The 26,152-nt window shown below is 57.8% G+C and carries 24 protein-coding genes; 15 read left to right on the forward strand and 9 right to left on the reverse strand.

Translation table 11 applies throughout. The features are described from left to right. Positions 1 to 124: 124 nt before the first annotated feature. Positions 125 to 724 carry a GIY-YIG nuclease family protein gene (locus R5R33_RS16950; protein WP_318953882.1) on the forward strand — a complete coding sequence of 200 codons (600 nt, stop codon included), beginning with the start codon at positions 125 to 127 and terminating at the stop codon, positions 722 to 724. Between the two features lie 58 nt (positions 725 to 782). Here R5R33_RS16950 and R5R33_RS16955 read toward each other — a convergent pair whose 3' ends face one another. Both R5R33_RS16955 and acnB read right to left on the reverse strand, forming a co-directional pair. Beyond that, positions 783 to 1,283, reverse strand: a complete 501-nt coding sequence (locus R5R33_RS16955; RefSeq protein WP_318953883.1) for a DUF6942 family protein — start codon at positions 1,281 to 1,283, stop codon at positions 783 to 785. A gap of 97 nt (positions 1,284 to 1,380) precedes the next feature. After that, positions 1,381 to 3,996, reverse strand: a complete 2,616-nt coding sequence (gene acnB / locus R5R33_RS16960) for a bifunctional aconitate hydratase 2/2-methylisocitrate dehydratase (protein WP_318953884.1) — start codon at positions 3,994 to 3,996, stop codon at positions 1,381 to 1,383. Between the two features lie 374 nt (positions 3,997 to 4,370). Between acnB and R5R33_RS16965 the strand changes: the two genes are divergently transcribed. Continuing rightward, the gene (locus tag R5R33_RS16965; protein WP_318953885.1) at positions 4,371 to 4,832 is read left to right on the forward strand and encodes a DUF1289 domain-containing protein; all 462 of its coding nucleotides are present in this window, start codon (positions 4,371 to 4,373) and stop codon (positions 4,830 to 4,832) included. A 12-nt stretch (positions 4,833 to 4,844) separates the two neighbouring features. Here the strand turns inward: R5R33_RS16965 and R5R33_RS16970 are convergent, their stop codons facing one another. Further along, a complete protein-coding gene (locus R5R33_RS16970; RefSeq protein ID WP_318953886.1) occupies positions 4,845 to 5,786 on the reverse strand; it encodes a hypothetical protein in 942 nt (313 codons plus the stop codon). A gap of 250 nt (positions 5,787 to 6,036) precedes the next feature. On the opposite strand from R5R33_RS16970, the gene miaE reads away from it, so the two are divergent. Next, entirely contained in the window at positions 6,037 to 6,657 is a 621-nt protein-coding gene (gene miaE / locus R5R33_RS16975) for a tRNA-(ms[2]io[6]A)-hydroxylase (protein ID WP_318953887.1), read from the forward strand. Between the two features lie 9 nt (positions 6,658 to 6,666). Here miaE and R5R33_RS16980 read toward each other — a convergent pair whose 3' ends face one another. Further along, positions 6,667 to 7,608 (reverse strand): hydrogen peroxide-inducible genes activator, encoded by a 942-nt coding sequence (locus R5R33_RS16980; protein WP_318953888.1) that lies wholly within the window; start codon positions 7,606 to 7,608, stop codon positions 6,667 to 6,669. 126 nt (positions 7,609 to 7,734) lie between these two features. On the opposite strand from R5R33_RS16980, the gene R5R33_RS16985 reads away from it, so the two are divergent. Next, positions 7,735 to 8,409: a carbonic anhydrase gene (locus R5R33_RS16985; protein WP_318953889.1), complete on the forward strand. Its 675-nt coding sequence runs from the start codon at positions 7,735 to 7,737 to the stop codon at positions 8,407 to 8,409. Positions 8,410 to 8,483: 74 nt separating this feature from the next. After that, entirely contained in the window at positions 8,484 to 10,124 is a 1,641-nt protein-coding gene (locus tag R5R33_RS16990) for a SulP family inorganic anion transporter (protein ID WP_318953890.1), read from the forward strand. Between the two features lie 123 nt (positions 10,125 to 10,247). Here the strand turns inward: R5R33_RS16990 and R5R33_RS16995 are convergent, their stop codons facing one another. Together R5R33_RS16995 and R5R33_RS17000 are read right to left on the reverse strand one after the other, a co-directional pair. After that, entirely contained in the window at positions 10,248 to 10,982 is a 735-nt protein-coding gene (locus R5R33_RS16995; RefSeq protein ID WP_318953891.1) for a UDP-2,3-diacylglucosamine diphosphatase, read from the reverse strand. 29 nt (positions 10,983 to 11,011) lie between these two features. Then, positions 11,012 to 11,521 (reverse strand): peptidylprolyl isomerase, encoded by a 510-nt coding sequence (locus R5R33_RS17000; RefSeq protein WP_318953892.1) that lies wholly within the window; start codon positions 11,519 to 11,521, stop codon positions 11,012 to 11,014. Between the two features lie 176 nt (positions 11,522 to 11,697). On the opposite strand from R5R33_RS17000, the gene R5R33_RS17005 reads away from it, so the two are divergent. The 10 genes from R5R33_RS17005 (at position 11,698) to R5R33_RS17050 (ending at position 23,447) form a co-directional block, all read left to right on the forward strand. Beyond that, a complete protein-coding gene (locus R5R33_RS17005; RefSeq protein WP_318953893.1) occupies positions 11,698 to 13,371 on the forward strand; it encodes a glutamine--tRNA ligase/YqeY domain fusion protein in 1,674 nt (557 codons plus the stop codon). A gap of 86 nt (positions 13,372 to 13,457) precedes the next feature. Continuing rightward, complete coding sequence (gene cysS, locus R5R33_RS17010; RefSeq protein WP_318953894.1) at positions 13,458 to 14,831, forward strand: cysteine--tRNA ligase; 1,374 nt, start codon at positions 13,458 to 13,460, stop codon at positions 14,829 to 14,831. 91 nt (positions 14,832 to 14,922) lie between these two features. Beyond that, positions 14,923 to 15,111 (forward strand): DUF3012 domain-containing protein, encoded by a 189-nt coding sequence (locus R5R33_RS17015; RefSeq protein ID WP_318953895.1) that lies wholly within the window; start codon positions 14,923 to 14,925, stop codon positions 15,109 to 15,111. Between the two features lie 31 nt (positions 15,112 to 15,142). Continuing rightward, complete coding sequence (locus R5R33_RS17020; protein WP_318953896.1) at positions 15,143 to 16,582, forward strand: Wadjet anti-phage system protein JetA family protein; 1,440 nt, start codon at positions 15,143 to 15,145, stop codon at positions 16,580 to 16,582. Further along, positions 16,575 to 17,276 (forward strand): DUF4194 domain-containing protein, encoded by a 702-nt coding sequence (locus R5R33_RS17025; RefSeq protein ID WP_318953897.1) that lies wholly within the window; start codon positions 16,575 to 16,577, stop codon positions 17,274 to 17,276. Before R5R33_RS17020 ends, R5R33_RS17025 begins: the two co-directional genes overlap by 8 nt. Positions 17,277 to 17,302: 26 nt before the next feature. After that, a complete protein-coding gene (locus R5R33_RS17030) occupies positions 17,303 to 20,938 on the forward strand; it encodes an ATP-binding protein (RefSeq protein ID WP_318953898.1) in 3,636 nt (1,211 codons plus the stop codon). A 142-nt stretch (positions 20,939 to 21,080) separates the two neighbouring features. Next, a complete protein-coding gene (locus tag R5R33_RS17035; protein WP_318953899.1) occupies positions 21,081 to 21,536 on the forward strand; it encodes a hypothetical protein in 456 nt (151 codons plus the stop codon). 103 nt (positions 21,537 to 21,639) lie between these two features. Then, complete coding sequence (locus R5R33_RS17040) at positions 21,640 to 22,110, forward strand: GAF domain-containing protein (RefSeq protein ID WP_318953900.1); 471 nt, start codon at positions 21,640 to 21,642, stop codon at positions 22,108 to 22,110. 18 nt (positions 22,111 to 22,128) lie between these two features. Beyond that, the gene (locus R5R33_RS17045) at positions 22,129 to 22,875 is read left to right on the forward strand and encodes a spermidine synthase (RefSeq protein ID WP_318953901.1); all 747 of its coding nucleotides are present in this window, start codon (positions 22,129 to 22,131) and stop codon (positions 22,873 to 22,875) included. Between the two features lie 116 nt (positions 22,876 to 22,991). Then, entirely contained in the window at positions 22,992 to 23,447 is a 456-nt protein-coding gene (locus R5R33_RS17050) for a hypothetical protein (RefSeq protein ID WP_318953902.1), read from the forward strand. A gap of 13 nt (positions 23,448 to 23,460) precedes the next feature. Here the strand turns inward: R5R33_RS17050 and R5R33_RS17055 are convergent, their stop codons facing one another. From R5R33_RS17055 to folD, 3 genes are read right to left on the reverse strand one after another with little or no spacing between them, the layout of a single operon-like run. Then, positions 23,461 to 24,495 carry a class I SAM-dependent methyltransferase gene (locus tag R5R33_RS17055; protein WP_318953903.1) on the reverse strand — a complete coding sequence of 345 codons (1,035 nt, stop codon included), beginning with the start codon at positions 24,493 to 24,495 and terminating at the stop codon, positions 23,461 to 23,463. 38 nt (positions 24,496 to 24,533) lie between these two features. After that, positions 24,534 to 25,289, reverse strand: coding sequence for a 16S rRNA pseudouridine(516) synthase RsuA (gene rsuA / locus R5R33_RS17060; RefSeq protein WP_318953904.1), 756 nt, complete (start codon positions 25,287 to 25,289; stop codon positions 24,534 to 24,536). Then, positions 25,282 to 26,127 (reverse strand): bifunctional methylenetetrahydrofolate dehydrogenase/methenyltetrahydrofolate cyclohydrolase FolD, encoded by an 846-nt coding sequence (folD, locus tag R5R33_RS17065; protein WP_318953905.1) that lies wholly within the window; start codon positions 26,125 to 26,127, stop codon positions 25,282 to 25,284. The genes rsuA and folD overlap by 8 nt, the downstream gene beginning before the upstream one ends. Between the last annotated feature and the right edge of the window lie 25 nt (positions 26,128 to 26,152).

The raw sequence follows: 26,152 nt of genomic DNA on the forward strand, positions 1-26,152 counted from the left end.
GAAGGCGCTCAAGTCAAGTCTGCACATTTATTTTTTAATCATTAGAATGCGCGGCCTTTTGACGGTTCCGATACCGGTGAACTGGTGATTCACCGCTGCTCGCTATGATGTTGACTGAGGTTCTATGATCGTATTTACCCTTACAAATGAAGAAACTGATGATGTGTGGGTGGGCACTACCCGCGAGGGCGTAACCCCAGAGGCCCGCTTCAAGCAGCTTCAGGATGCCGTTTCACTGGGCATCGATCATCCATTTTATAGGGAGTTGAAGGTATTTGGCCCGCATGCATACTCGGTCGAGCTGTTTGCCGTGGCCGAGGACCGCATGGAACTGCAACAGCAGGTAGAGGAAGCGCTGGATACCTACAACGGAAAAAGCCTGGTAGGTATCACCACCGTATTGCCCGGCGCAACGAAAGCGGCGCTGTCAAAACCCAAGCCGAAGCCACGTCCCGGTGTCGGTGCTGCTGTTTTGGTCGCGAGCTCCTCTTCATCATCAACTTCAGCGTCCACGAGCAAACGCACCACCAAGCCGGTCAAGGAAAAGTTGGCGACGGGGCGGACCGGAAGTGCTGCGCGCGAGCGCGCTATCAAGGCTGGAATTGAAGCCGAAAAGGCCGCGATGGCCGCGGCGAAAGCGAAACGAGTCCAGGACGAGGCCGATGAAATGAAGCGCATACTCGCTTCACTGGATTCCCGCGGATCAACGCTTACCCGCCGTTAAATGGTAAGTTAAAGACCACACATTTTTTGGGGTGGGGCTGCACTGCAGTCCCATCTGCCTAGCCATAGAACCCTTCGCTTGCCAGCGCCGCCCGGATCTTGGTTACCGTAGCATTATTGAGCTGCCGGTAATCCGGATAGGGTGTCAGGAATATCCGCCTCTCAATGTCGATGGACACCTCGCTAGTTTCCTGCAGTGGCTCGGTATGTAATCCATCGATATTGAAACGCTGCAAATTTTCCTTGCCGCCAATCCAGTGCCACGCTTCGGTTTTGGAATCTGCCAGCGAAGCGCTAAAGCAGATTGCACACTGGTCAAACAACGCCTCATCCCTGAAACGCCGCCAATCGTTTATTTCCGGACTGCCGATCTTCGCCAAGAGCGTGACGATTTTTCGCCAGTGGTTGGAGTTGTTTTCAATTAATGTCTTTGCGCTTGGCCGTCTGAATAATTCTTCAAGCGCATTTGGTCTGTGCGGTAGATAGAGAATCAGGTGCGGGGTGGTGCTGCCGATTATCTCGGAAGTTGACGGCCCCTTGCTGTTTTCATTTATCGCCATGACTTTGTAGATCTTCCGGGTTTTCGCTTCGGTAAATATCGCAAATAAAAAAGCCCCGCTCTCGCGAGCGGGGCTTTTTTTAGCGATCAGTTGTTACTTAAACAGCAACATCCTGAATCTCGGTGGCGGCAATGCGCTTGCCCTCTTCGGCAGATTTCTGGAATTCCTCAATCTGGTCGAAGTTCAGGTAGCGGTAGATTTCCGCAGACATAGCGTCCAGGTTCTTGGCGAATTCCTGGTATTCCGCCGGAGTCGGCAGCTTGCCCAGGATCGCGCCCACAGAGGCCAGTTCCGCGGAGGTCAGGTACACGTTGGCACCATCGCCCAGACGGTTCGGGAAGTTGCGAGTAGAGGTGGACAGTACGGTGCTGTTCGGGGCTACACGTGCCTGGTTACCCATGCACAGGGAGCATCCGGGCATCTCGGTGCGGGCACCGGCAGAGCCGTAGATGTTGTAGTAGCCTTCTTCCATCAGCTGGTGCTCGTCCATCTTGGTCGGTGGAGCGATCCACATGCGGGTGGAGATACCACCTTTGTGCTGCTGCAGCAGTTTACCGGCGGCACGGAAGTGACCGATGTTGGTCATACAGGAACCGATGAACACTTCGTCCACCTTGTCGCCAGCAACAGAGGAGAGCAGGCGGGCGTCGTCCGGGTCGTTCGGTGCACACACGATCGGCTCTTTCACTTCGGCCAGGTCGATTTCGATTACCGCAGCGTATTCCGCGTCGGCGTCGGCACTCATCAGTTTCGGGTCGGCCAGCCACTCTTCCATGGCGCGTGCACGACGCTCCAGGGTGCGCTTGGAACCGTAACCTTCCGCGATCATCCAGCGCAGCAGGGTGATGTTGGAGCGCAGGTATTCGGCGATGGCTTCTTCCGGCAGCTTGATGGTACAGCCAGCTGCGGAACGTTCGGCGGAGGCGTCGGACAGTTCGAACGCCTGCTCTACGGTCAGGTGGTCCAGACCTTCGATCTCGAGGATGCGGCCGGAGAAGATGTTCTTCTTGCCTTTCTTCTCGACGGTCAGCAGGCCCTGCTGGATCGCGTAGTAGGGGATCGCATGTACCAGGTCACGCAGGGTGATGCCCGGCTGCAGTTCGCCCGTGAAGCGCACCAGTACGGATTCCGGCATATCCAGCGGCATAACGCCGGTGGCGGCGGCAAACGCGACCAGGCCGGAACCGGCCGGGAAGGAGATGCCCATAGGGAAGCGGGTGTGGGAGTCACCACCGGTACCAACGGTGTCCGGCAGCAGCATGCGGTTCAGCCAGCTGTGGATGATGCCGTCACCCGGGCGCAGGGAAACACCGCCGCGGTTCATGATGAAGTCGGGCAGGGTGTGCTGGGTGTCGATGTCCACCGGCTTCGGGTAGGCCGCGGTGTGACAGAAGGACTGCATGGTGAGATCCGCGGAGAAGCCCAGGCACGCCAGGTCTTTCAGTTCGTCGCGGGTCATCGGACCGGTGGTGTCCTGGGAACCAACGGTGGTCATCTTCGGCTCGCAGTAGGTACCGGGGCGGATACCTTCCACGCCGCAGGCCTTGCCGACCATTTTCTGTGCCAGGGTGTAGCCCTTGCCGGTGTCGGCGGGCTGCTCGGGCATGCGGAACAGGTCGGATGCGCCCAGGCCCATGGATTCACGGGCCTTGGTGGTCAGGCCGCGACCGATGATCAGGTTGATACGGCCACCCGCCTGCACTTCGTCCAGCAGTACGTCGGACTTCAGGGCGAACTCGGACAGCACCTTGCCGTCTTCCGCCAGGATCTTGCCTTCGTACGGACGGATTTCGATCACGTCGCCCATGTTCAGCTCGTCAACCGGTGCTTCGAATACCAGTGCGCCGGCGTCTTCCATGGTGTTGTAGAAGATCGGGGCCACTTTGCCGCCGATACAGATGCCGCCGCCTTTCTTGTTCGGTACGCCCGGCAGGTCGTCACCGAAGAACCACAGTACGGAGTTGGTGGCGGACTTACGGGAAGAACCGGTACCCACTACGTCACCGACGAAGGCGACCGGCAGGCCTTTGGCAATAACTTCTTCGATCTGCTGCATCGGACCTTTAACACCGTGTTCTTCCGGAGTCAGGCCGTCGCGGGTCATTTTGTACATGGCCAGCGCATGCAGGGGGATGTCCGGGCGGGACCATGCGTCCGGCGCCGGGGACAGGTCGTCGGTGTTGGTCTCGCCGGTTACCTTGAATACGGCAACTTTGATGCTCTCGGCTACTTTGTTGCGCTTGGTGAACCACTCGCCGTTAGCCCAGGACTGGATCACTGCTTTGGCAACTTCGTTGCCGGCTTTGGCTTTTTCTTCCACGTCGTGGAAGGCGTCGAACATCAGCAGGGTGTCTTTCAGCTGCTCGCCGGCCAGTGCGGCCAGTTTGGCGTCGTCCAGCAGTTCAACCAGGGTGGAAATGTTGTAACCGCCCAGCATCTGGCCCAGCAGTTTGGTGGCGTGCTCCGCGTCGATCAGCGGAGAAGTCGCCTCGCCCTTGGCGATGGCAGTGAGGAAACCGGCTTTAACGTAAGCCGCTTCGTCCACGCCCGGCGGTACGCGGTTGGTGATCAGGTCCAGCAGTTCCTGCTCTTCACCTGCGGGCGGGTTTTTCAGCAATTCAACCAGGCCGGCCACTTGTTCAGCATTCAGGGGCTTGGGTGGAATACCTTGTTCGGCGCGCTCGGCGACGTGTTTGCGATAGGCTTCAAGCACGGATAATTCCCTCTTTGGTATGTGGGGTATAAACCAACAGCTTTCCAGGAATCCGGGGTGACTGCTTTGTCAGCCGAACTCCGACAAATTTCGATGGCCGCTGGGGGCGGGTGGCGAATTCTACATTAAAGGCTTAATCCTGTTAAGTTTCTTAAAAAAATCAATAACTTACGCAAATTGTCGCCATTCATAAAATAAATAAAGGGCAATAAATCGCCTTTTGTGTAGTGAGAATTAATAGTATCAGCGCGGTTGCCGGCTGTCGGTATCCGCCACATGAATGGACCAATCCGCGCCCTAAAAATGCTATTCTCTGGCGCTCGCTTTCACACCGCTAATCCGGGCCTGGCAGGACGACGAGGTATTTACGCTTCATGGCGATCTATAAAAAAGTGCGCACGCCCTGTATCGGAGTTTGTTCCACCGGTATCGGGGACAATGTATGTCGGGGCTGCAAACGCTTTGCCCACGAAGTGATTGACTGGAATGCCTATTCGGAGGAACAGCGCCGGATTATCGCAGAGCGCCGTGACGGATATCTTGCAAATGCCGTACGCAGCCAGCTGGAAATTGTGGATCACAATCTGTTGCTGACCCAGATGCGCCATCAGCAGATCCGGTTCAACGAAGATCAGAACCCCTATTGCTGGGTGTTCGAATTGCTGCGGGCCGGTGCCAGCCAGATTGAGGAACCCGAGCAGTTCGGCCTGCGCCCTACACCGGTGGCGAAGGGTGTTTCCCTGGTGGAGTTGCGCAAGCGCATCGACGACGATTTCTATGGGTTGTCGGTGGCTTACTACCAGCGCTTTGTCGCGCCGGGGCTTTGCTGCGCCTGAACAGAGATTGGTTCAGGTTGTCGCGATCAGATGCACCCTGAGAGCGGCGAGAAACGGTGTTTGCTCGATTTTCAGGTCTTTTCTGGTGCGGCGGCGTGACGCGGGCGGATTGTGGTCCACGCGGGTGAATTCCGGAAAATCCCGATTGTCGCCGCCGTTTACCAGCACCGGCATCGCCGAATAACCCACCTGTCGATATATTTCTTCTTTTTCCGTGCGGAAAATTTCCGCCACCTGCAAGTTCGGACGGCTCTGGATCTGCACCTGGCGCAGGTCATCGTGACGGTTTTTGTGGAGCCCAGCCAGTAATTGCCGCTGAAATTGAATTCCCGCGTCCTGGCCCTGCGGGTCTAGCTGCACCAGTTTTTTCTCACACCAGTCGACGCTGACTTTTTTGATGGACTTGCGCGCCTTGATCCAGCTGAGCGCAAGCGCATCGGGCTTTTCCATACACAGCAGAATCTGGCGGTAGCAGTGGCGCAGATGCGCGCGCGGATAGCCGGCATCGGCGAGCATATCGCGCAGCACCCTGTCGCGCTCCAGGGGAGGGCGGGGCGCAAGCGCTTCCTTGATCTCTGCTGTGAGTTGCTGAAATTCCCCTTTCGCAGAATTCAGGGTTTGTGCGAGCGCAATGACGTTGGCGGGAACCGCCAGTAGCCCGGGAATCTGCAGGGTGTTGCGTGCATCGCCAAGTGCCATCTCATCGCTGTAATTGAGTTGCGCGAACAGCCGGCTTGCGAGTGTGAAGGGGTGGGCGAAAGGTTGCTCGAGGTTGTCGGCCAGCTGGTTTGCGGCGTCCACCGCGAAGTCTGGTTGCAGCAAATAGTGCGACCATGGGCGCGCAGACGCATCCAGTTTCTGCAGGGGCCCCGCCAGCTCAGTCGCTCGGGCGTGCATCGTGTCCAGGCATTGTTGTAGCCGCGCGGCGAGTGGTTTCAGTGAACTTTGGGCCATGGGTCCGCACTAACTCTCGATTGAGTTGGGTTTAGGGTGTTGCTGCGTCTGAATGTTTCCAGGATATTAATCCACTTATTAAGCCGTTATCAAATTGTTGTTAATGTTCTCAGGCACTGTTCCGGCCCCGCCACTAAGTTTCGGGCCCTGCTCGTCAACAAAAGTCGGGGAGCGGCGTTATAATCCGCAGCCTTTACACCGTTCGGCGTGTCTTTGCCGACGCCAGCAGCAGATGTTTTCGGTCCAGAATATGAATCACCAAGTTCCTGATCTCTCCGCCATCCATGAATTTCTTCTGTGCGAGACACCGGATGCCTGGGTGGAGGCCGCGCTGGCAGAGCCGGAGATGATGCTGATAGACCATGCAAACTGCGAGAAAAAGGCCGCGGGTACCGCGCTGAATCTGATGTTCCGCTATCTCGACAATTTCGACCTGCTGAACAAGATGTCGCGCCTGGCGCGAGAGGAGTTGCGGCATTTCGAGCAGGTCATCGCGATCATGAAAAAGCGCGGGATCAAGTATCCCCATGTCACTGCATCCCGCTACGCAGCGGGCCTGCGGGAGCAGGTGCGCGGGGCAGAGCCGGGCAGGTTGGTGGATACGCTGATCTGCGGTGCGATTATCGAGGCGCGCTCCTGCGAGCGCTTTGCGAAAATTGCCCCGCGCCTCGACGATGAACTCCAGAAGTTTTATCTATCACTGCTCAAGTCGGAAGCGCGTCATTTTCGCGATTATTTGACCCTTGCCCAGAAGGTCACCGACGAGGATATCGAGGCCCGGGTACAGGAGCTGCTCGAGATAGAGAAAAACCTGATCGAATCTGCGGACCAGGATTTCCGTTTCCACAGTGGTGTCCCCAGTCTCGCTTGAGGCTGGTGCTCAGCTGTCGACAGTCACCACGTCGCCCAGTCTGTCCTGAACGATCTCCCGTAAATCCGCGGCCAGGCCGCGGTAAAACCTTCGCGCTGGCGCGCTGGCCCGCCACACCAGGCCGTGCTGGCGACGAATCGGTTTCGACTTGATTTCGCTTACATGCAACGCTTCCGGGTTGTGCATTTCCGAGTGCACATACAGTCCCGGTAGAAATGCCACGCCCAATCCCATAACCACCATCTGGCGCAGTGTGTCCAGGCTGGTGCCCTCGTAATCCCGCTGTAAATGTGCCCCCAGGCCCTGACAAATCTCCTGTACCTGATGGTGGAAGTGATGGTGTTCTTCGAGCGTGAGTACCTTCTCGCCCCGTAGTTGTGAGGGCATTACCTGTGATTTGCCTGCAAGGCGGTGGTCTGCCGGCACGACGAATTTAAGCGGTTCGGTAAACAGGGGCTCCACGGCAATGTCGTCGCGGTTCACTGGCAGTGGCACGATCGCGATGTCAAAGGCGCCGTCGGTCAGCCCCTGGAGGAGCTGTCTGGGTGGCCCTTCGCGCACATAGAGTTTCAGTTTGTGGTAGCGGGAGTGCAGGGCGGGAAGCACGTTTGGGAGCAGATAGGGGCCCAGGGTTGGGGGGACGCCGAGCTTGTAGGTGCTCTGGTGCCCCTGAGCGATCAACTCCGCGTAATTGGTGAATTCCCGCATGCCCAGGATCAATTGGCGCGCCTGTTCCAGAAGCTCGCGACCCTCCGGCGTCAGCAGGGTGCCGGCGCGAGAGCGCTCGAACAGGGGGATGCCGAGTGTGGCTTCCAGAGCCTGAATCTGGGTGGTGAGCGCGGGCTGGCTGACCCGTAATTCTTCGGCCGCACGGCGAAAATTCGAATGGGACGCGATGGTCACAAAATATTCCAGCTGTTTGAAGCTCGGAGGGTTCGCGTTGGTGGGCATAGGGTGTTCCGGTGGCTGTTGATAACTAGGGGTTATCAGCAAATGGTATTTCAACTTATTGAACTATCACAAAATAATGGATTCGAACCTGATTGCCCAGTCTTGTAATTCAGCTAAGGAGTTCTCATGGAGCACGTAATTTCCGGTGTAGCGAAATTTCAGAAAGAAGTTTTTCCGTCTAAGCAAGAGCGTTTTTCTGAGCTGGCAGGCGGCCAGAGCCCTGAAGTGCTGTTTATCACTTGTGCGGACTCCCGTATCGACCCGAACCTGGTAACCCAGACCGAACCGGGTGAATTGTTCATCTGCCGGAACGCCGGCAATGTGGTGCCTCCCCACAGTAGTCAGACCGGTGGTATGACCGCTTCCATCGAATTCGCCGTGGCAGCACTGGGTGTTTCCCATATCGTGGTGTGCGGACATACCGATTGCGGTGCCATGAAGGGCGCGATTGCACCGGAAAAGCTCGATGGCCTGCCGCATGTCAAGGAGTGGCTCGGCCACTGCCGTTCCGCGACCGAAGTCGTGCGTGGACGACATGGTTCCCTGTGCACCGATCACCTGGATGAAGTGACCTTTGAAAACGTTATCCAGCAGATGCAGCACCTGCGCACCCATCCCTCTGTGGCGAGCGGTATTGCCAATGGCGGCATCACCCTGCACGGCTGGGTTTACAACATTGGCAGCGGTGAAGTGCTGTGTTTTGACGAAGAATCCCGTGAGTTCAAGCCGATGGAGGAGCGCTACCGCGCCTTGATGGGTGAGCTGCCGGAAGTGGTTACTGGCGGTGCGTGTAGCGCCTGATCGACTTGAAGCCCAGTCCCGCGCGCGGTGGGGCTGGCATGGATGCCGAGTAGTTCAATAGAGGTTGAGCGGTTATGAAGTTCGATTTATCCAACGTGCGCGGCGACATCACCGGCGGTATCACCGCCGGCGTTGTCGCGCTTCCTCTGGCGCTTGCGCTGGGTGTGGCCTCGGGACTCGGTCCCATGGCCGGTATTTATGGCGCTATTGCCGTGGGCTTTTTCGCTGCGCTGTTTGGCGGCACGGGCCCGCAGATTTCCGGGCCGACCGGGCCGATGGTGGTGGTGCTGGCAGGTCTGTTTGCCAGCCTTTCCGGCGATGCTTCACTGATTTTTACCGCCGTGATATTGGCCGGTGTGCTGCAGGTAGTCTTCGGTGTACTCGGCGTTGGCCACTATATTCGGCTGGTGCCTTATCCGGTGATTTCCGGTTTTATGACCGGAATCGGCGTCATCATTATCATCCTACAGTTGAATCCGCTGTTGGGGCATGCATCTCCCAGTGGCACCCTCGGTGCGCTCGGCAATGTGCCGGAAGCGCTTTCTGACATTCATCCCGCGAATCTGTTGCTTGGCCTCGCCACGCTGGCGATGGTTTACCTGTGGCCGGCGAAGTGGGGACGCTACGTTCCGGCACCGCTGGCGGCGCTGGTGGCCGGTACCTTGGTTGCATTCTTTACGTTGAACGTACCTATTCTCGGCAGTATTCCCACCGGGTTGCCGGAGTTGCATATGCTGGTGTTCGGGGGCGAGCAGATGATGCTGGTGGTGGAGGCCGCGATCATCCTGGCGGTACTCGGCTCTCTGGATAGCTTGCTGACCTCGCTGGTTGCCGACAACATGACGCGCACCCGTCATCACAGCAATAAAGAACTGATCGGGCAGGGCATTGGCAACGCCGCGGCAGGCTTTATCGGCGGTATCGCCGGCGCGGGTGCCACCATGCGTACTGTGGTGAATATCCGCTCCGGTGGTCAGACCCGTATTTCCGGTATGGTGCACTCACTGGTGTTGCTGGCGGTGGCGCTGGGGCTCGGTCCATTGGCGGAGAATATCCCCCAGGCGGTATTGGCGGGTATTCTGGTCAAGGTTGGTCTCGACATCATTGACTGGAAATACCTCAAGCGCGCACACCAGGGGCCCCGCTGGGATCTGCTGCTGATGGTGTTGGTGCTTGGGATGACCGTGTTTGTCGACCTTATCACTGCGGTAGGTGTCGGTGTGGTGTTGGCGGCGCTGGCTTATGTGAAGCAGGTTGCCCGCCTGCAGATCGAGCACCTGCGCAACCTGCCGGAGCACCTCGACAGTGAGGAAGATAAAGCCATTCTGCAGCGCAATCGCGAGCGTATCGCACTGTTCGAGTTCAGTGGCCCGTTGAGTTTCGGTGCGGCAGCGGACCTCGGTCACCATGTGCGCGAGCAGAGTAGCGATCAGTCGCGGGTACTGATTCTGGACTTCTCTTCCGTACCTTTCCTTGATCTGTCTGCGGCGCTGGCGGTGGAAACCATCGCATCCGACGCCAAAGACAGCGGCAAGCGCCTGTATCTGGCGGGAATGAATGGCGAGGTACACAAGGTGTTGAAGGGGCTGAATGGTCGTATCCCGGCTCAGGGCACTTTTGATACGCTGAGTGAAGCCTTGCAGGCTGCCGAGAAGGTTCTGCAGTCGGCGGATCTTGGTGAAGGTGGTCACAAAGCGTTACCCGCGGCTGGCTGATCCAGTCCGTGTAAAAGCCGGGTCGGCTGTGCTGGCCCCAATCGAAGAGCGCCTGCCGAGCCCGCTAATTAAGTGGGACGATGTAGGCGCTTTGCTATATCCGGGCGCTGGTACGGTGCGGTCTCAGGGTTGCGCTTGCAGTGGCCAGTGAATCAGTTCCATTCCGCTCTCATCCGCCCTGATGCACCAGCCTTGGGTGCCCCAGTCGCCGAGCACAATGCGCTCCGCAGTTTCACCCTCTACGGTTAACGCGTGGCGCGCGGGTCGGTGGGTGTGGCCGTGGATCAGCGTGCGAACACCGTGTTCCGCCATGGCGTTGGTCACTTCATCCGGAGTGACATCCATGATGTCTTCGGCCTTGCGGCTGTTCATGGACTTCGACACGGCGCGGATTTGTGTGGCGATCTGGCGTCGCTCTTCCAGCGGTTTGGCAAGCAGTGCCTGTTGCCACATGGGGTTGCGGGCCTGCTGGCGAAACGCCATGTACTCCTGGTCGAGGGTGCACAGGCTGTCACCGTGCATCAGCAGTACCGGTTGGCCGGCGAGTTCGATCACGCTGGGGTCCGGCAGCAGCTCTGCGCCGCAGCGGTCAGCGTATTCCTTGCCGAGCAGGAAATCCCGGTTGCCGTGCATGAAATAAACGCGAGGGCCGCGATCGCTATAGGCCTTGAGTTGGTGTGCGACCTCCCGGGGCAGAGGGGCGTCATCGTCGTCCCCGATCCATACTTCGAAAAAGTCGCCGAGTATGTACAGGGCGTCGGCATTCGCGGCCGGGCCCTGCAGAAAATCAAAAAAGCCCCGGGTGATATCCGGGCGGGATTCGTCCAGGTGCAGGTCTGAAATAATAAAGCTGGCCACTGGAGAGTTCCGCCCTGAGGTCTCGACGATTACTTGTCAGCGTAAGCGTCGGAGATGGTTACGCCGGTGATCTCGATGCTCTCGGTGGGTACGTCTTGGTGGAAGCCGCTGCTGCCAGTGGGTACTTCCTTGATCTTGTTCACCACATCCATGCCGTCGACCACTTTGCCGAACACACAGTAGCCCCAGCCTTGGGAGTCCTTGGAGCGGAAGTTCAGGAAGTCATTGTCTTTCACGTTGATGAAGAACTGGGCGGTGGCAGAGTGCGGATCCATGGTGCGCGCCATGGCCAGGGTGCCGGTGTCGTTCTTCAGGCCGTTATCCGCTTCGTTTTCGATGGATTCACGGGTGGGCTTCTGGTCCATGTTCGGGGTCATGCCGCCGCCCTGGATCATGAAGTTGTTGATTACCCGGTGGAAGATGGTGCCGGTGTAGAAGTCGTCGCGGCAGTACTGCAGGAAATTCGCGGCGGTCTTCGGAGCCTTGTCAAAGTCCAGTTCGATGGCGATGTCGCCGTGAGTAGTGTGCAGAGTGATCATAAAATGTCCTGTCCGGGGTCGGTTTGGGGCGGCATGATACTCTTATCGCGCCGCTGATCCCAGCCCCGCAGCCGCCGTGCAGGTGAGGTCACTGCGGCCAATCAAAACCCATGCGGCGGCGGCCATCTGCGTTATAATCCGCCGCTTAGTTCGTGCAGCTGTATATAGAGAAAGCTATGACATCCGAGAGCAAGCCCGCTCACTTCTTACAGAACATCATTCGCGAAGATCTGGCCCAGGGCCGGGTCAGCCAGTTGACTACCCGTTTTCCGCCCGAGCCCAATGGCTATCTGCACATTGGTCACGCCAAGTCCATCTGCCTGAATTTTGGCCTGGCGAAGGAGTTCGGCGGTCAGTGCAACCTGCGCTTCGACGACACCAACCCGGCCAAGGAAGATGTTGAGTACGTCGAATCCATCAAGCGTGACGTGGAATGGCTCGGCTTTGAGTGGGCCGGTGAGGCGAAATACACCTCGGACTATTTTGACCAGCTGCACCAGTGGGCCATCCACCTGATCAAGGAAGGCAAAGCCTACGTTTGTGACCTGTCGGGGGAAGAAGCCCGTGAATACCGCGGCACCCTGAAAGCGCCGGGTAAGAACAGTCCCTATCGTGACCGCTCGGTGGAAGAGAACCTGGATCTGTTTGCACGCATGACCGCGGGCGAATTCGACGAGGGCAGCTGCAGCCTGCGCGCAAAAATTGATATGGCCGCGGCAAACATCAACCTGCGCGACCCGATCATCTACCGCATCAAGAAAATGGCGCACCACCAGACCGGTGACAAATGGTGTGTCTACCCGAGCTACGACTTCGCCCACGGCCAGTCCGACGCCATCGAGGGTATTAGCCACTCCATCTGTACCCTGGAGTTTGAAGACCACAAGCCGCTGTACGACTGGTTCATTGAAAATCTGCCGGTTCCTGCGCGTCCGCGCCAGTACGAATTTGCCCGTCTGCACTTGAACTACACTGTGGTTTCCAAGCGCAAGCTCAAGCAACTGGTGGATGAAGGTTTCGTGGATGGCTGGGACGATCCGCGCATGCCGACCATCTCCGGCCTGCGTCGTCGCGGTGTGACGCCGGCATCGATTCGCCAGTTCTGCGAAATGATCGGGGTTACCCGTGCGGACTCCACCGTAGATGTGGGCATGCTCGAATACGCCATTCGCGACGATCTGGACAAGAATGCCCCCCGCGCCATGTGTGTGATGGAGCCGTTGAAGGTCACCCTCACCAACTATCCGGAAGGGCAGCAGGAAATGCTGAGTGCACCCGGCCACCCGGTGCGCGACGACCTGCCGGCGCGGGAGCTGCCGTTTACCAAAACGGTGTACATCGAGCAGGAAGACTTCCGCGAGGAAGCCAACAAGAAATACAAGCGTCTGGTACTCGGCAAAAAGGTGCGCCTGCGTAATGCCTATGTGATTCAGGCAGACGAGGTCATCAAGAACGAGGCCGGCGAAATCGTTGAACTGCTGTGTTCCGTGGACCTGGATACCCTGGGTAAGGACCCGGCGGACGGCGTCAAACCCAAGGGCGTGATTCACTGGGTTTCCGCCGACAATAACGTGGATTGTGAAGTGCGCCTGTATGACCGTCTTTTCAATGACGAGTCACCGGATGTGGGCGACAAGAACTTCCTCGAATCGGTCAACCCGGACAATCTGAAAATCCTGAGTGGCTGCAAGGCCGAGGTCGGCCTCGCACAGGCGCAGGTGGGGCAGGGTTATCAGTTCGAGCGCAATGGTTACTTCTGTCGCGACAGCAAATACGGCAGTGCCGAGAAACCGGTTTTCAACCGCACCATCGGGCTGCGTGATTCTTTTGCCAAAGAACAGGACAACTGAGTCAGGCGCACTGGCCAATCCCGTGGGGTGAACGAATTTGTTTGTTCACCCCACATGACCTCAGAGAATAAAGTTAGCGGGAAGAGATGTCTCTCAAACTCTACAACACCTTCTCCGGTGAAAAGGAAGTATTCCAACCATTACAGGAAGGCCGCGTGCGCATGTACGTGTGTGGTCCCACCGTGTACAACCGCGTGCACATCGGCAACGCGCGCCCGGCGGTGGTTTTTGACACCCTGTACCGGTTATTGAAAACCCAGTACAGCGACGTGGTGTACGCGCGCAACATTACCGATATCGACGACAAGATCATGAAAGCGGCGCGGGAGAACGGTGAGGAAATTGCCGCCCTTAGTGCGCGTTTCGCCCAGGCCTATTTCGAAGATATGCACGCGCTCAACACCCTGCAGCCGGACGTCACTCCCTATGCCACCGAGCACCTGCCGGAAATGATCGCGATGATCGAACGTCTGGTGGAGAAGGGACATGCCTACGAGGCTTCCGGACACGTGCTGTTCGCCGTGGAATCCATGGAAGACTACGGCAAGCTTTCCAAGCGTTCACTCGACGACATGCTTGCGGGCGCCCGTGTGGAAGTAGCTCCCTACAAAAAATACGCCGGCGACTTCGTACTGTGGAAACCCTCTGCCGACGATGAGCCGGGTTGGGACAGCCCCTGGGGACGCGGTCGTCCGGGCTGGCACCTAGAGTGCTCCGCGATGATCAAGAAGCATCTGGGAGACACCATCGATATCCACGGTGGGGGCCGCGACCTGACCTTTCCGCACCACGAAAATGAGCGCGCCCAGAGCTGCTGCGCCAACGGTGTGGATTTTGTGCGCTACTGGATGCACAACGGTTACGTGAATATCGATGGCGAGAAGATGTCCAAGTCGCTGGGCAACTTCCGCATGGTCAACGACCTGCTTAAGCAGTATCCCGGCGAAGTGCTGCGCTTTGCGCTGCTTTCGGCCCATTACCGCTCGGAGTTGAATTTCAGCGCGGATCTGCTGGATCAGGCCTGGCGTACCCTCGATGGTCTGTATGGCGCCCTGCGGGATACCCAGGATGTGACCGCTGCCGAAGTGGATCTCGGTGACACCCCGTTTATGGCGGCCCTGAACGACGACCTGAATACCCCCATCGCCATCAGTGAACTGCACCAGCTGGCGCGGGAACTGAACAAGGCGGCGGATGCTAACAAGCCGGCGCTGAAAGGCCAGTTGCTCGCCGCCGGAGCCTTGCTGGGGATTCTGCAGATGGATGCGGAAACCTGGTTCAAGCAGTCGCGCGGCGGTGACGAAATCAGTGAAGACGAAATCGAAGCATTGATCGCCGAGCGCCAGCAGAGCAAGGTCGACCGAAACTTTGCCCGCGCCGATGAAATCCGCGAGGAACTCAAGGCCAAGGGTGTGGTGCTGGAAGACAGCCGCGAAGGCACCAAGTGGCGCCGGGAGTAATCCCGCCTAATTTCTACACAATCCCACATGAGCCTGTGTTCAGCAGGCTCATGCGGTGCAAAAACAAAAATTAAACTAAAAGAAAATGACCATGAAAAACATCCTGACCATCCTCGCTGCCGCTATCGCCGTCCTTACTCTCACCGCCTGCGAACCCAAACGTGGTTCCGATGCCTGGTGCAAAAAAATGGACGAAACCCCCAAGGGTGACTGGAGCTTCAAAGACGCCGGTGACTACACCAAATTCTGCGTGCTGAAACAGAAGCCGGAAGACAACTAACATCCATACCAAGTAAGCGGAAATCTCTGCGTTGTTTTTTGCAGATTCCTACCAGCATTTTTTTCGTCCACTGACCGGCAAATACCGTGAGCAGGTGGTGGAATGCCTGCGCCTGCTGTACGAGCGCCTGTATACCGCGAAGGCGGATTACGGCGAGTCGCTGAATCGCGAGCAGATTCTGGAAATCTTTGCCGAGGCTTTGACGCGCGCGCCCCAGCTCGACAGTGAGAGCGACGGTGACGCCGGCACAGAGCCGGAAGGGCGCTTTCGCAATCTGCGCGAGCAGGCGGTATGGGTGCTGAACAGCTTGGTGGAGTTTGGCTGGCTGGAAAAGCTGGTGGATACCACCACGCTTTCTGTTTCATTTCCCTTCAGCCGTCGAGGCCGCCTGTTCACCCAGCCGCTGGTGGAGCTGAACAGCACCCGCGTGCGCACCCGTCACCGCAACACCCGCAATACGCTGAATGCTCTGGAGGCCTTCAATAGCCGCGGTGAGGTCTACGACCTGATCGATGCCTGGGAGTACTCCGAGCGTATCGTGGCCGACTTCACCGATATGATCGCAGAGCTGGAAGAGCGCAAGCGGGAACTGGTGCGCGAGGTGGAAGCACAGATACTGGTGCAGCAGGCCACGGAAGAATTCTTTTCATTTATGGAAAGCCGCTTCCAACCGGACCTGGCCATCCGCCTTTCCGCCGACAGTGTGGAAAAGCACCGCGATAGTATCGGCCGTGTCATCGGCCAGATTCGTCGCAAGGAAAACAGCAGCAAGGCCGAGTGGGAGCGCCGTCTGCGTCAGCAGTTGCCGGAACTCTACAGCGAGGGACAATCGGTGCTCTGGCTGATGCTCGACACCATCGAAGATCGCATGCGCCGCGCCTGTGAAGTGAAGTTGCCGGCACTGCGCCACGCCTTGCAGGGTTTCACCAAGCGGGCGGAAATCATTATCCGCCAGCTGAGCTATCTGCAAAGTCATACCGAGGGTGCATTCACCGATCTGTGCCAGGATCTTGGCAAGGCAAGCAACCGCGACGCATTACTGACGCAACTCGGTGATCAGCTGGCGTCTTTCCAGCTGCGTCTGTTCGACCCGAAACAGACGCAGCTCTGGCAGCGCAACTGCAGGGCGCCGGTGAACACCCTGGTGGAAGATGAGGCGCCCATCAGCGACGACAGTCAGCGGGAAATTGTCCTTCAGCAGTTGCTGGACCAGGCGTTCAATTTCAACGGTAGCGATCTGCGCAATTATCTGAAATCCGCGCTGGGAAGCGGGCAGCAAGTCCGCAGTCGCGACCTGCCGCTCAACAGTGCCCGCGACCTGCTCGCCATGAGCCATGCGCTGGAAGCCGCAGCGGTATCCCAGGACGGCAGTGGCCCGTTCGTGGAAGTGACCTTTACCGGAGAAGTGGCGAGTAACGACTTCTTCGAGCAATTTGACGAATACACGCTTGAGTTGAAAAACCGTGATTGAACAGGCTTTGGAAGAGGCGCTGACCCAGTGTCGGCTGACCCGCAACGAATTTTCCGAACTGTTGGTGCGCCTGCTGGATTACGGTGTGATCTGCCGCGATGAAAGCAATGTGGAGACGGTGCTCTACGATCGTTTCCAGCGCTGCGAACCGTTGATTCGCGAGTGGATCGCTCCGCTTGGTCTGCGGTTGCAGCACGACAGTCGTTTCCAGTTTATTCGCGTGTATCCGCCCGGCGCCGAAGTGCCTGGGATGCCGGATCAGGAAGAGCCCCACCACGGCGGCTTCCGCGCGCGCCTGACTCAGCAGGAAGTGGCCGCGATTCTGGTGCTGCGGGTGGAGTACGACAAATCTCTGCGCGAAGGACAAGTGGATGACCAGGGCTGTGTGGCCCTGACACTGGAGGCGCTGGAACTCGGCATGCGCAATCTGCTGAAAATGTCGCTGCCGGACAAGCATGTGGAACGCAAGCAGTTGCTGAAAAAGCTGCGACAGCTGCGCCTGATCCAGTTCCAGGGTGAAGACACTGATGTTGTGGTGGACATCCTGTTGCGGGTGCGCCCCACCATCGCCCAGTTCGTATCCGAATCTGCGCTTGAGCAATTGCTCAGCGAGCCCGAAAAGGCCGAAGCGGATAGCGAGCGGCTTACACCGGTCAGTGAAGACCACAGCCTGTTTGCTGAAACCGAACACTAAATTTTCCTGTCGAGCATTCGAAACGTATGTTTCTGAAAAAACTCATTCTGATCAATTGGGGCAATATTCCCCAGTTGGAATACGATTTCGGGCCCATCAACCTGTTTTCCGGTGGCAACGGCTCCGGTAAAACCACCGCGGCGGACGCGATCCAGACGTTGATGACCGCGGCCCACGACACCCTATTTACCTTCAACCCGGGACAGGATGAAACCACCCAGCGTGGGCGCGGCGGCAAACAGGTGCGCACCCTGGCGTCCTATGTGCTCGGTTGTGACGACGGCAGCTACGCGCGTCTGCAACCCACGGATTGCTACATCGCCGGTATCTTCCACCCCACCGAGGGCGAAGATGGCGAGCCGTTCACGGCGATCATGGGAATCCGCGCGCATCTGGATACCAGTGCCAAACCCGCACAGGCGCGTCAGGAAGGCCTGAAGTTTTTTGTGATCCCCGGCGAACAGCTGTCGATGGGCGATTTCGTCAAGGAGTACCAGGACGGCAAGCACCTGCTGCCGCTGGATCGCTTTTACAGTGTGGTCGGCAAACAGTTCGACAAGGTCGAGCAGTACGACAAGAAGAAGACCTACCTGCGCCGTCTTTACGGCGCGCTGCGTGGGCGCAAAGATGCGGTGCCGGATCGCGAGGCTACGCATGCCGCGCGCACCTTTGCCAACTTTATGGCCTACAAGCCGGTAAAGAGCATCAACGATTTCGTCGCCCAGGAAGTGCTGGAGAAGCGAGACCTCGGCGAGGCCATCCGCTCCGTCTCCGAACTGATGAAAACCATCCACGGTATGGAGCAGGAGGCGCGGGAGATTGTCGATCGTGTCGACAGCTTGCAGCGCATCGCTGAATCCGCGGACATGTACACCGGGCAGTGGCTGCAGCTGCGGGTGCAGGAATATCTGCAGGCCAAGCACCAGCAGCTGCGGGTACAGAAAACCTATCTCGAGGGCAAAAATCGGCAGAAGGATACCCGTGCGGAACTGGAGCGCGCCGGGCAGGAAATCCAGCTATCGGAAAGTCGCGCTCGCCTGCTCAATGAACAGCTGGTATCGATCCAGGCGCAGCGCCAGGGCATTGCCGCGCTGCGCAGCAAGGATGAGCTCGACCAGAAAGTGGCTGAAGCCAACCGTGTGTTGTCCTCCCTGGGGACGCCGCTGGCCGCCCAGCAACAAATATTTGCGGCCAACCAGGCCGCTGCCGGTGACCTGCTGACGCTTTTAAACAGCACCTCGGTGTCGCTGGAAATCCCCGCGTTCAGCGATGGCGGCTTGCTCAAATCCCTCAAGGCAGTAGCCCGCGGCGACGATCTGCCGCAATTGCAGGGATTGCTCGGTAAGGACTGGATCGATCTCTCCGCACAGGAATCTCTGCGGGAACTGGTGGCGACGGTAGAGACCCTGCAGAATCGCCTGGTTCAGCAAATGACCGATGCCGAATCTGGTCAGGTGACCCTGCGGGATCTGGTGAATGACCTGGTTTCCCGCGGCGAGCAGAAAACCCAGCAGTTGCAAAAGGCGCTGCAGGTGCAGGAATCTCGTATTCATTATCTGCAATCCAACCGCGTGCACTATCCAGCCTATGTGGATCAGGCGCTGGCCGCTATTCGCGAGCAGTGTCCGCAGGCAGAACCGCAGGTGCTGTGCGATTTCGTTGAGGTGCTGGACGAGTGTTGGCAGATGGCGGTGGAGGGCTACCTGGGCGGTGCGCGATTCTCCATCATTGTCGACGCGAAGTATGAGGCTGAAGCCATCAGTATCGTGCGCGCGATGCCGGGCAGGAACAACCGCGCGCGGGTGATTCAGGGGGACAAGGCGCGGCGCGATGCCGAGCGCCTGGAGATCCCGAAAAAATCCATCATCGAGTTGATGTCGTTCAATCACAAAACCGCGGAATACTATCTGCGCGCATCTTACGGTTCCGTATTGCAGGTGCGAGATGCAGATGAACTGCGTGTAACTCGCCGCGGCCTCACGCCGGAAGGACTGGCCAGCGGCAACTACAGCATGTGGCGCAGCGATATCGACGATAGCGAGCTGGTGTTTGGTCAGGGCGCCCGGGCGCGGGCACTGGCCGCCCAGGAGAGGGCCATGCGCCAGCTGCTGAGCGAGGCCACCCAGGTCAATGAGCAGCAGCAACAGCTGCGCAAGCTCGCGCAGGCGGTGCGCAGCCTGACCCCGCTGAAATTACTGGAATCTGTGGATGCTGCGCTGAACGCGCAGCGGCAGCGGCACAATGCAGAGCAGGCACTGTCCAACCTGGATCTCGACGATGGCGTGGAGTTGGAACGGCAGGCCAATGAGTTGCACCAGAAACTGGATGCAGAGCGGCAGCAGGGCGCTAGCCTGCAGAAATTGGTGGGCAAGCTCGAGACCAATCTCGACAGTATCGCCAAGCAGCTGAATGCACTTTCGGCGCAGCTGGACCAGTTGGATGAAGAGCTTTCCGATCGCGAAGCCGCAGTACAGCGTATCGTGCAGATTGCGCCGGAGTTCGATGCCGAAGCCGCATTGCAGAATGCCGATGAGCAGGCCGCGCGGGCCGGGGATGGTTTCGACTTTGCGCGAGACGTGAGCGAGTGGCAGGGACTGTTGCAGAAATACAGCCATCAGCTGCTGAAGGCGGTAATGGACTACAACAGCTGTAGCAGTACTGGTGATACCCTTTCCTTTGATCCGGATTTTGCCGCTGGCCACACCGAGGGTCAGTTCAAGCTGGTGTGCCAGCTGGTGGAGCAGGTCACCGCGCTGCGCAATCGCCTCAAAAACAATCTGCTGGTGGATCGCCACGAGCAATTGCTAGGGTTGAAGAAATCGTTCAACACCACATTCGTAACACACCTTTGCCACGCGATTTACCAGTCGATCAACGACGGCAAACGGGTGCTGGATGACCTGAACCAGGAGCTGGAGCATCACCGTTTCGGCGCGGACCGCGAGCGCTTCCGTTTCGATTACCGCTGGGTGCCGGAGTTCAAGGATTACTGGAACTTCTTTAAAGCGGTTATCGAACTGCCGAATCTGGGGGAAGAGCAGAGTCTGTTTGATGCGGAACTGTCACCCAAGCACCAGCAGGTGCGGGATCGCTTGCTGAATATGCTGCTGAGCGAAGACGAGCAGCTCGCCCGTCGGGAGCTGGATCGCATCAGCGATTACCGCAACTACCGCAATTACGAAATTTTCAAGGAACCGGAAGGCAAGGAGCCGATCGCGCTCAGCCAGTATGGCACCGGTTCCGGTGGCCAGCTGGAAACTCCGGCCTACATCATTCGTTCCGCGGCGGTGACCTCCGCTTTCCGCTTCAACGACGGCAGTAGTCACCTGAAGATGGTGCTGGTGGATGAAGCCTTCTCGAAAATGGATGAATCCCGCTCGCGGGAAGTGATCCGCTACCTGACCGAGACCCTGGGGCTACAGCTGTTGTTCATCATGCCCAGCAGCAAGTCCGGCCCGTTTATGGACCTGATTTCCAACCAGTTCGTGTTCAGTAAATGCCCGAGTCCGAAGCCCATCGGCGAGCTTAAAACCCGGGTGTATGTAGATCGCAAGGTGTGCAACCAGGAGAAAATTGCCGCCCTCTGGGCCAATCACCGCCGTACGATTCGTCAGCAGGCGAGCCTGGAGTTTCTGGATATGCTAGAAACGGTGGAAACCTGAGCTGGAGCTGTTTGAATCACTGCGGCCTTGTGGGTCACTGATTCAACTTGCGTTTTACGTGCCAGTTCGCGGAAGATATTCCGACTTCCGCTAGAATTTGGCGGACTAATAACATTTTCGCGCTTGAGCAGGGGAGGCTTGGATGCGTCAGTTTTCGATTTTGTTGATCTTCGTGGTGGCTTTCGGTAGTGCCGCGGTGCTGTATGAGCAGGAAAGTCGCAAGGTGAAGGGCGTGTTGTCCCAGATCACCGATCTTCAGGCCAAGGTGGGTGATATGCAGGCCGAAATCAATCGGCTGAATGCAGAACTGGAAGCGGTAAAACTGGCAGAGCGGCGGCGCCCGAACCTGAACACGATCGCCAGTCGCGTGCTGCACAATGAGCCCGCCAAACCGACAGCGCCGTCAGCTGCAATTGCGAATTCATCCAGTGCCAGTCAGCGTGGCTTGGTGGCCGGTGATGTAACCAATTCTGCTCCGGCCATTCGCGGCCGTGGCGAGCCTTCCGACGACGAGTGGGCCAAGCCCACGATAGATGCCGAGGTGCGTGAGTCACAGGCTGCGAACGGAGCAGAAGCTGTGGCGGACCCGTATCGCTAAACCCTCTCTGGTAGCGATTTTTGCAAGTTTTGACAAACAAGCCCGCTGATCCAGCGGGCTTTTGATTTCAATTCTTCGGTAATTTAAGTAACTGGAATCTGTTATGACGGTAACCGCGTTTTACCAATCCCTGTGTGAACAGCTGTCTGGCTTGCTGTCCGATGAACGCGACTGGCTGGCGAATACGGCCAATGCCAGCGCTCTGCTGTTTCTGGAACTTCCGGATATCAACTGGGCAGGGTTTTATTTCCTTCACGACGATGAGCTGCGCCTGGGGCCATTCCAGGGCAAGCCGGCTTGCACCCGTATTCCGGTGGGTGCGGGGGTTTGTGGCACTGCGGTGAAAACCAGTCAGTCCCAATTGGTGGAAGATGTCCATCAGTTCCCCGGACATATTGCCTGTGATGCGGTTTCGGCGTCCGAGGTTGTGGTGCCGCTTTACAATGGTGATCGCTGTATCGGCGTACTGGATATCGACAGCCCGCAGGTGGCGAGATTTACCGAGCAGGATCTCGCAGGTATCGAGGCGTTTGCGCAAACTCTGCTGAAACATTCCGACCTGCCGGCTGGGTAAGCAGGGTAAGGCTCAGGGATGGCGCTGATCTGGCAGAAGCAGGTTGGGACGAACCGCTATGAGGTCCGGACCCACGGGGCGACGGTGCGGCTGTACAGTAATGGCGTGTTCCATTCACAGTGGAACCCGAACGATCCGCTCAAGGGGTCGCTGTGGGAGCTGTTGTTGCTGCCCGCCTTTTTTCTGCCGCAGGGCAGGGTGCGGCGAGTGCTGATCCTCGGTGTTGGCGGTGGCGCGCTGATACGGTTACTGCAGCGCTTTGTTCAGCCCGAACAGATAGTCGGGGTGGACATAGATCGCCATCACCTGATGGTTGCGAAAAAGTTCTTCGGGGTCCGTGACGCCACTTTGGTTTGTGCAGATGCGCGGGTATTTGTGGCAGAGCTCGCCGCTGACAGCAACTCGGAACCTTTCGACCTGATCGTGGATGATCTGTTCGGGCACTGTGACGGCGTAGCGGAGCGGGCAATCGCCGCCGACAAGTCCTGGTGTAGCCAGCTGCTAAAACTGCTCGCTCCTGGTGGCCTGCTGGTCAGTAATTTTGGCTGTCGGTGCGAACTGCTGGAGAGCGGCTGGTGCGCACCGGAAATACGTCCGCGCTTGCAGGGTGCCTATAGCGCGGATCTTCCCGGGTATGAAAATTGTGTTGGTGTTTTCAGCCCAGCGCCGCTATCCCGCTCACTACTGACCAAATGGGCGCCCGCCCAAATCAATCCTTCCAATCCCTCCCGCAAGCTGCAGGCACGGCTGCGGATTCTTCGCTGAACCGGATGTTTTCACGGTCATCGTACGTGGTGAACTGTCGGACAATTCCCGGTTGGCGTCTGAATGATCCCTGAGTCTATACTGGATTTAGACAGTTGTTTTCCCGGGATCAGTTGATGCGGTACAAGACCTTGGAAGATGTGATTCAGGAAGGAAGGGAGTTTCACCTGAAGTTGAGCCGGCAATATGAAGAATTCGAATTAGTGAGCGCGAACGCGCGGGCGTGTTTGTTGCTGGATCAGTTGAAGCGGCGGGAGTTGTCCATGACCCATACGCTGGAAAATTTCCGCGAGGATATAGGGGAAGGTGCCCTGCACACCTGGGTCCAGTTCGCGCCTGAAGGGCGCGAGCCAGAACTCTTGCAGCGTCTACGTAATACCGATATCAGTGACGTGGATGCCATTGGTCAGGTGGCGATGGATATTGAAATCTATCTGGCTGATCAGTACCGGGACCTGTTGCTGATCGCGGATACCCCGAGTGCCAAGCACGCGTTGGAGCGATTACTGGAGCTCGAACAGTTGGAGGAACACACCTTGTCCACCAACCTATTCAATTTGCGGGATTACTGATTTTTTGTCGGCACTATTTGCTCAGCCGGTAAACACAGAATCCTTTTTCTCTGCTCAGCGGTTCCACTTTCTGGAAGATGCCTTCGGCTTTCCTGCTGACGGGGATAAATTCATTGACTACAAAGAGGGCCTGCCCTCCGGCCCTTAATATGCGTGCCGCCTGCTGCAGAAAGCGCTCGGTAAGATCGCCTTCTACCTGGAACCCCTGATGGAACGGTGGATTGCAGATCAGAAAATCGGCAGAGCTCGATTCGATTTCACTGCCTGCATCGCCCGCGCTCACACTTCCGTGAATATTCAGTGCCTGGAAATTTTCTCTGCAGGTGAGAATCGCGGCCGCATTGTTGTCTGAAGCGCGAATGTGCAGCTGTTCTGGTGCGGTCGCCAGGGCTACCGCCTGGGCACTGAGATAACCGTAGCCGCAGCCGAGATCGACGATACGCACTTCAGTGTTTTTATCCGTTGGCAGGAATTCGCGGAGCTCGCTGGCGAGCAGTGCACTGCCGACATCTATTTTGTTCCAGCCAAACAGCCCGGGCTTCGACCAGAGCCCGCCCAGCGCATCCGGCTGGCGAAGGCTGGTGTAATTACTGTCATCCAGTGCCGCGCCAGTGTTGGCTTCGTAAAGGCGGTTAATACTAAGGTAGTCGTTGCCATGCTTCTGCAGTTGTTTGACACAGCCCAGTCTCGCAGCGGCCTTTTGCGCATAGGTCTTTATGCCGCTGGATTTTTCGCCCAGAAGTAGCAGCTCTCCGCCATCCAGCAGCGTTTCCACCGCTGAATTGATGACGTGATGCACTGCGGCCTTTTCTTTGGAAACGGGATACACAATACGGGAATATTTTTCGCCGCTGGAGGCCAGCTCAAAATCATTGAAGCGTGCAGAAATGCCCAGCGCTTCCGCAGCGCGGACAACATCCCAGCGATTACTGAGTAGTTTGCCGGCAAACTGGATACCGGACACCAGCAGCGTTTTGCTGTTTTCGTCCGCAATCCACAGGGCATTTTGGTCGCAATCGCGCAGTACTTGTGAGAGCAGGGTGTGCATGTTCCGGGAATCTTTCTAAAGGTACTTCTGTGGTGCGATCAATCCGCATCGGATTCATGAGTGTCGGTGCCGTGCAGTTCCGGCCCGCCGACGCTGGCGACTTCCTCGGCACTGAGCAGCCTGTATTCCCCTTCGGTGAGCTCTTCGTCCAGTACTATGTCACCGATGCGCTCGCGGTGTAGCTCCAGCACGCGATTGCCGAGCGCGCCAAACATCCGTTTGACCTGATGGTAGCGTCCCTCGCTGATGGTGATGCGCACCTCATTGCGGTAGAGAATTTCCAGCTCTGCGGGCTTGGTGCGCTTCTTTTCGTTGTTCAGCCAGATACCTTTGGCGAACTTGTCGATTGCGCTTTCATCAATGGGGTCGGCCAGGTGTGCGTAGTAGGTCTTGGCGCAGTGATGGCGGGGGGATGTGATACGGTGTGACCATTGACCGTCGTCGGTAATCAACACCAGACCGGTGGTGTCTATATCCAGGCGGCCGGCAATATGCAGTTTGTGCTTGTTGGGTTCATCCAGCAGGTCGAGCACCGTGGGGTGCTCGCCATCTTTGGTTGCGCAGACATAGCCCAACGGCTTATTCAGCATGATGTAGCGCGGGCCCGCTTCCGTGAGCAGATCGCCGTCCAGGCAGAGCTCATCGGTATCCTGGATTTTGACCGAGGGGTCGGTCACCGTCATGCCATTGACGGTGATCCGCTGCTGCTTTGCCGCCCGCTTGACTTCCGCCCGCGACAGGTCGGTGACCTGGCTGATGGCCTTGTCGAGGCGCAGGGTTTTACCGTCAGCCAATCTTCTTCTCGCCGGAATCAACGGACTGATAGATAAGGGTGTTGATGGTCATTGGGCCAACGCCACCCGGTACCGGAGTGTAGGCCGCAACGCGATCCACCAGCGGGCCGAGTTCGATATCTCCGACACCGCCGGGGTGGTAGCCGGCATCCACAACCACGGCGCCGTCCTTGATCCACCCGGCCTTGATAAATTCCGGGCGACCAACGGCGCCAACAATGATATCGGCACGGCGAATGTGGTCTGCGAGATCTTTGGTGCGGGAGTGGCAGATAGTGACGGTAGCGTTGGCGTTCAATAGCATTGCTGCCATGGGCTTGCCGAGAATCGGGCTGCGGCCGACAACCACGGCGTGCTTGCCTTCAAATTCGATGTTGTAGGCTTCCAGCAGGCGCATGATGCCTTTGGGGGTCGCGCAACCGTAGGCTTCTTCGCCCATCGCCATGCGGCCGAAGCCGAGACAGGTCACACCGTCGACATCCTTTTCCAGTGCAATCGCGTCAAAGCACGCGCGTTCATCAATCTGCTCCGGCACCGGATGCTGTAACAGGATGCCGTGCACGTTCGGGTTGCCATTCAGCTCTTCGATTTTCGCCAGCAGCTCCTCGGTAGTAGTGGAGGAGGGCAGCTCTACCTGCAGGGAATCCATGCCGATGCGGTGACAGGCATTGCCCTTCATCTTTACATAGGTAGCCGAAGCCGGATCGTCGCCCACCAAAATGGTGGCGAGGATCGGAGTCTGGCCGCCGCTTTTTTCTTTCAGTGCGGCAACACGCGTGGAGAGTTCTTGTTCGGTTTTCTGGGCAAGAGCCTTGCCGTCCAGAACCAGTGCAGACATAGAAATATCTCAACTTGATCGATGA

The organism is Microbulbifer pacificus, assembly GCF_033723955.1.
Taxonomy (GTDB): Bacteria; Pseudomonadota; Gammaproteobacteria; order Pseudomonadales; family Cellvibrionaceae; genus Microbulbifer; species Microbulbifer pacificus.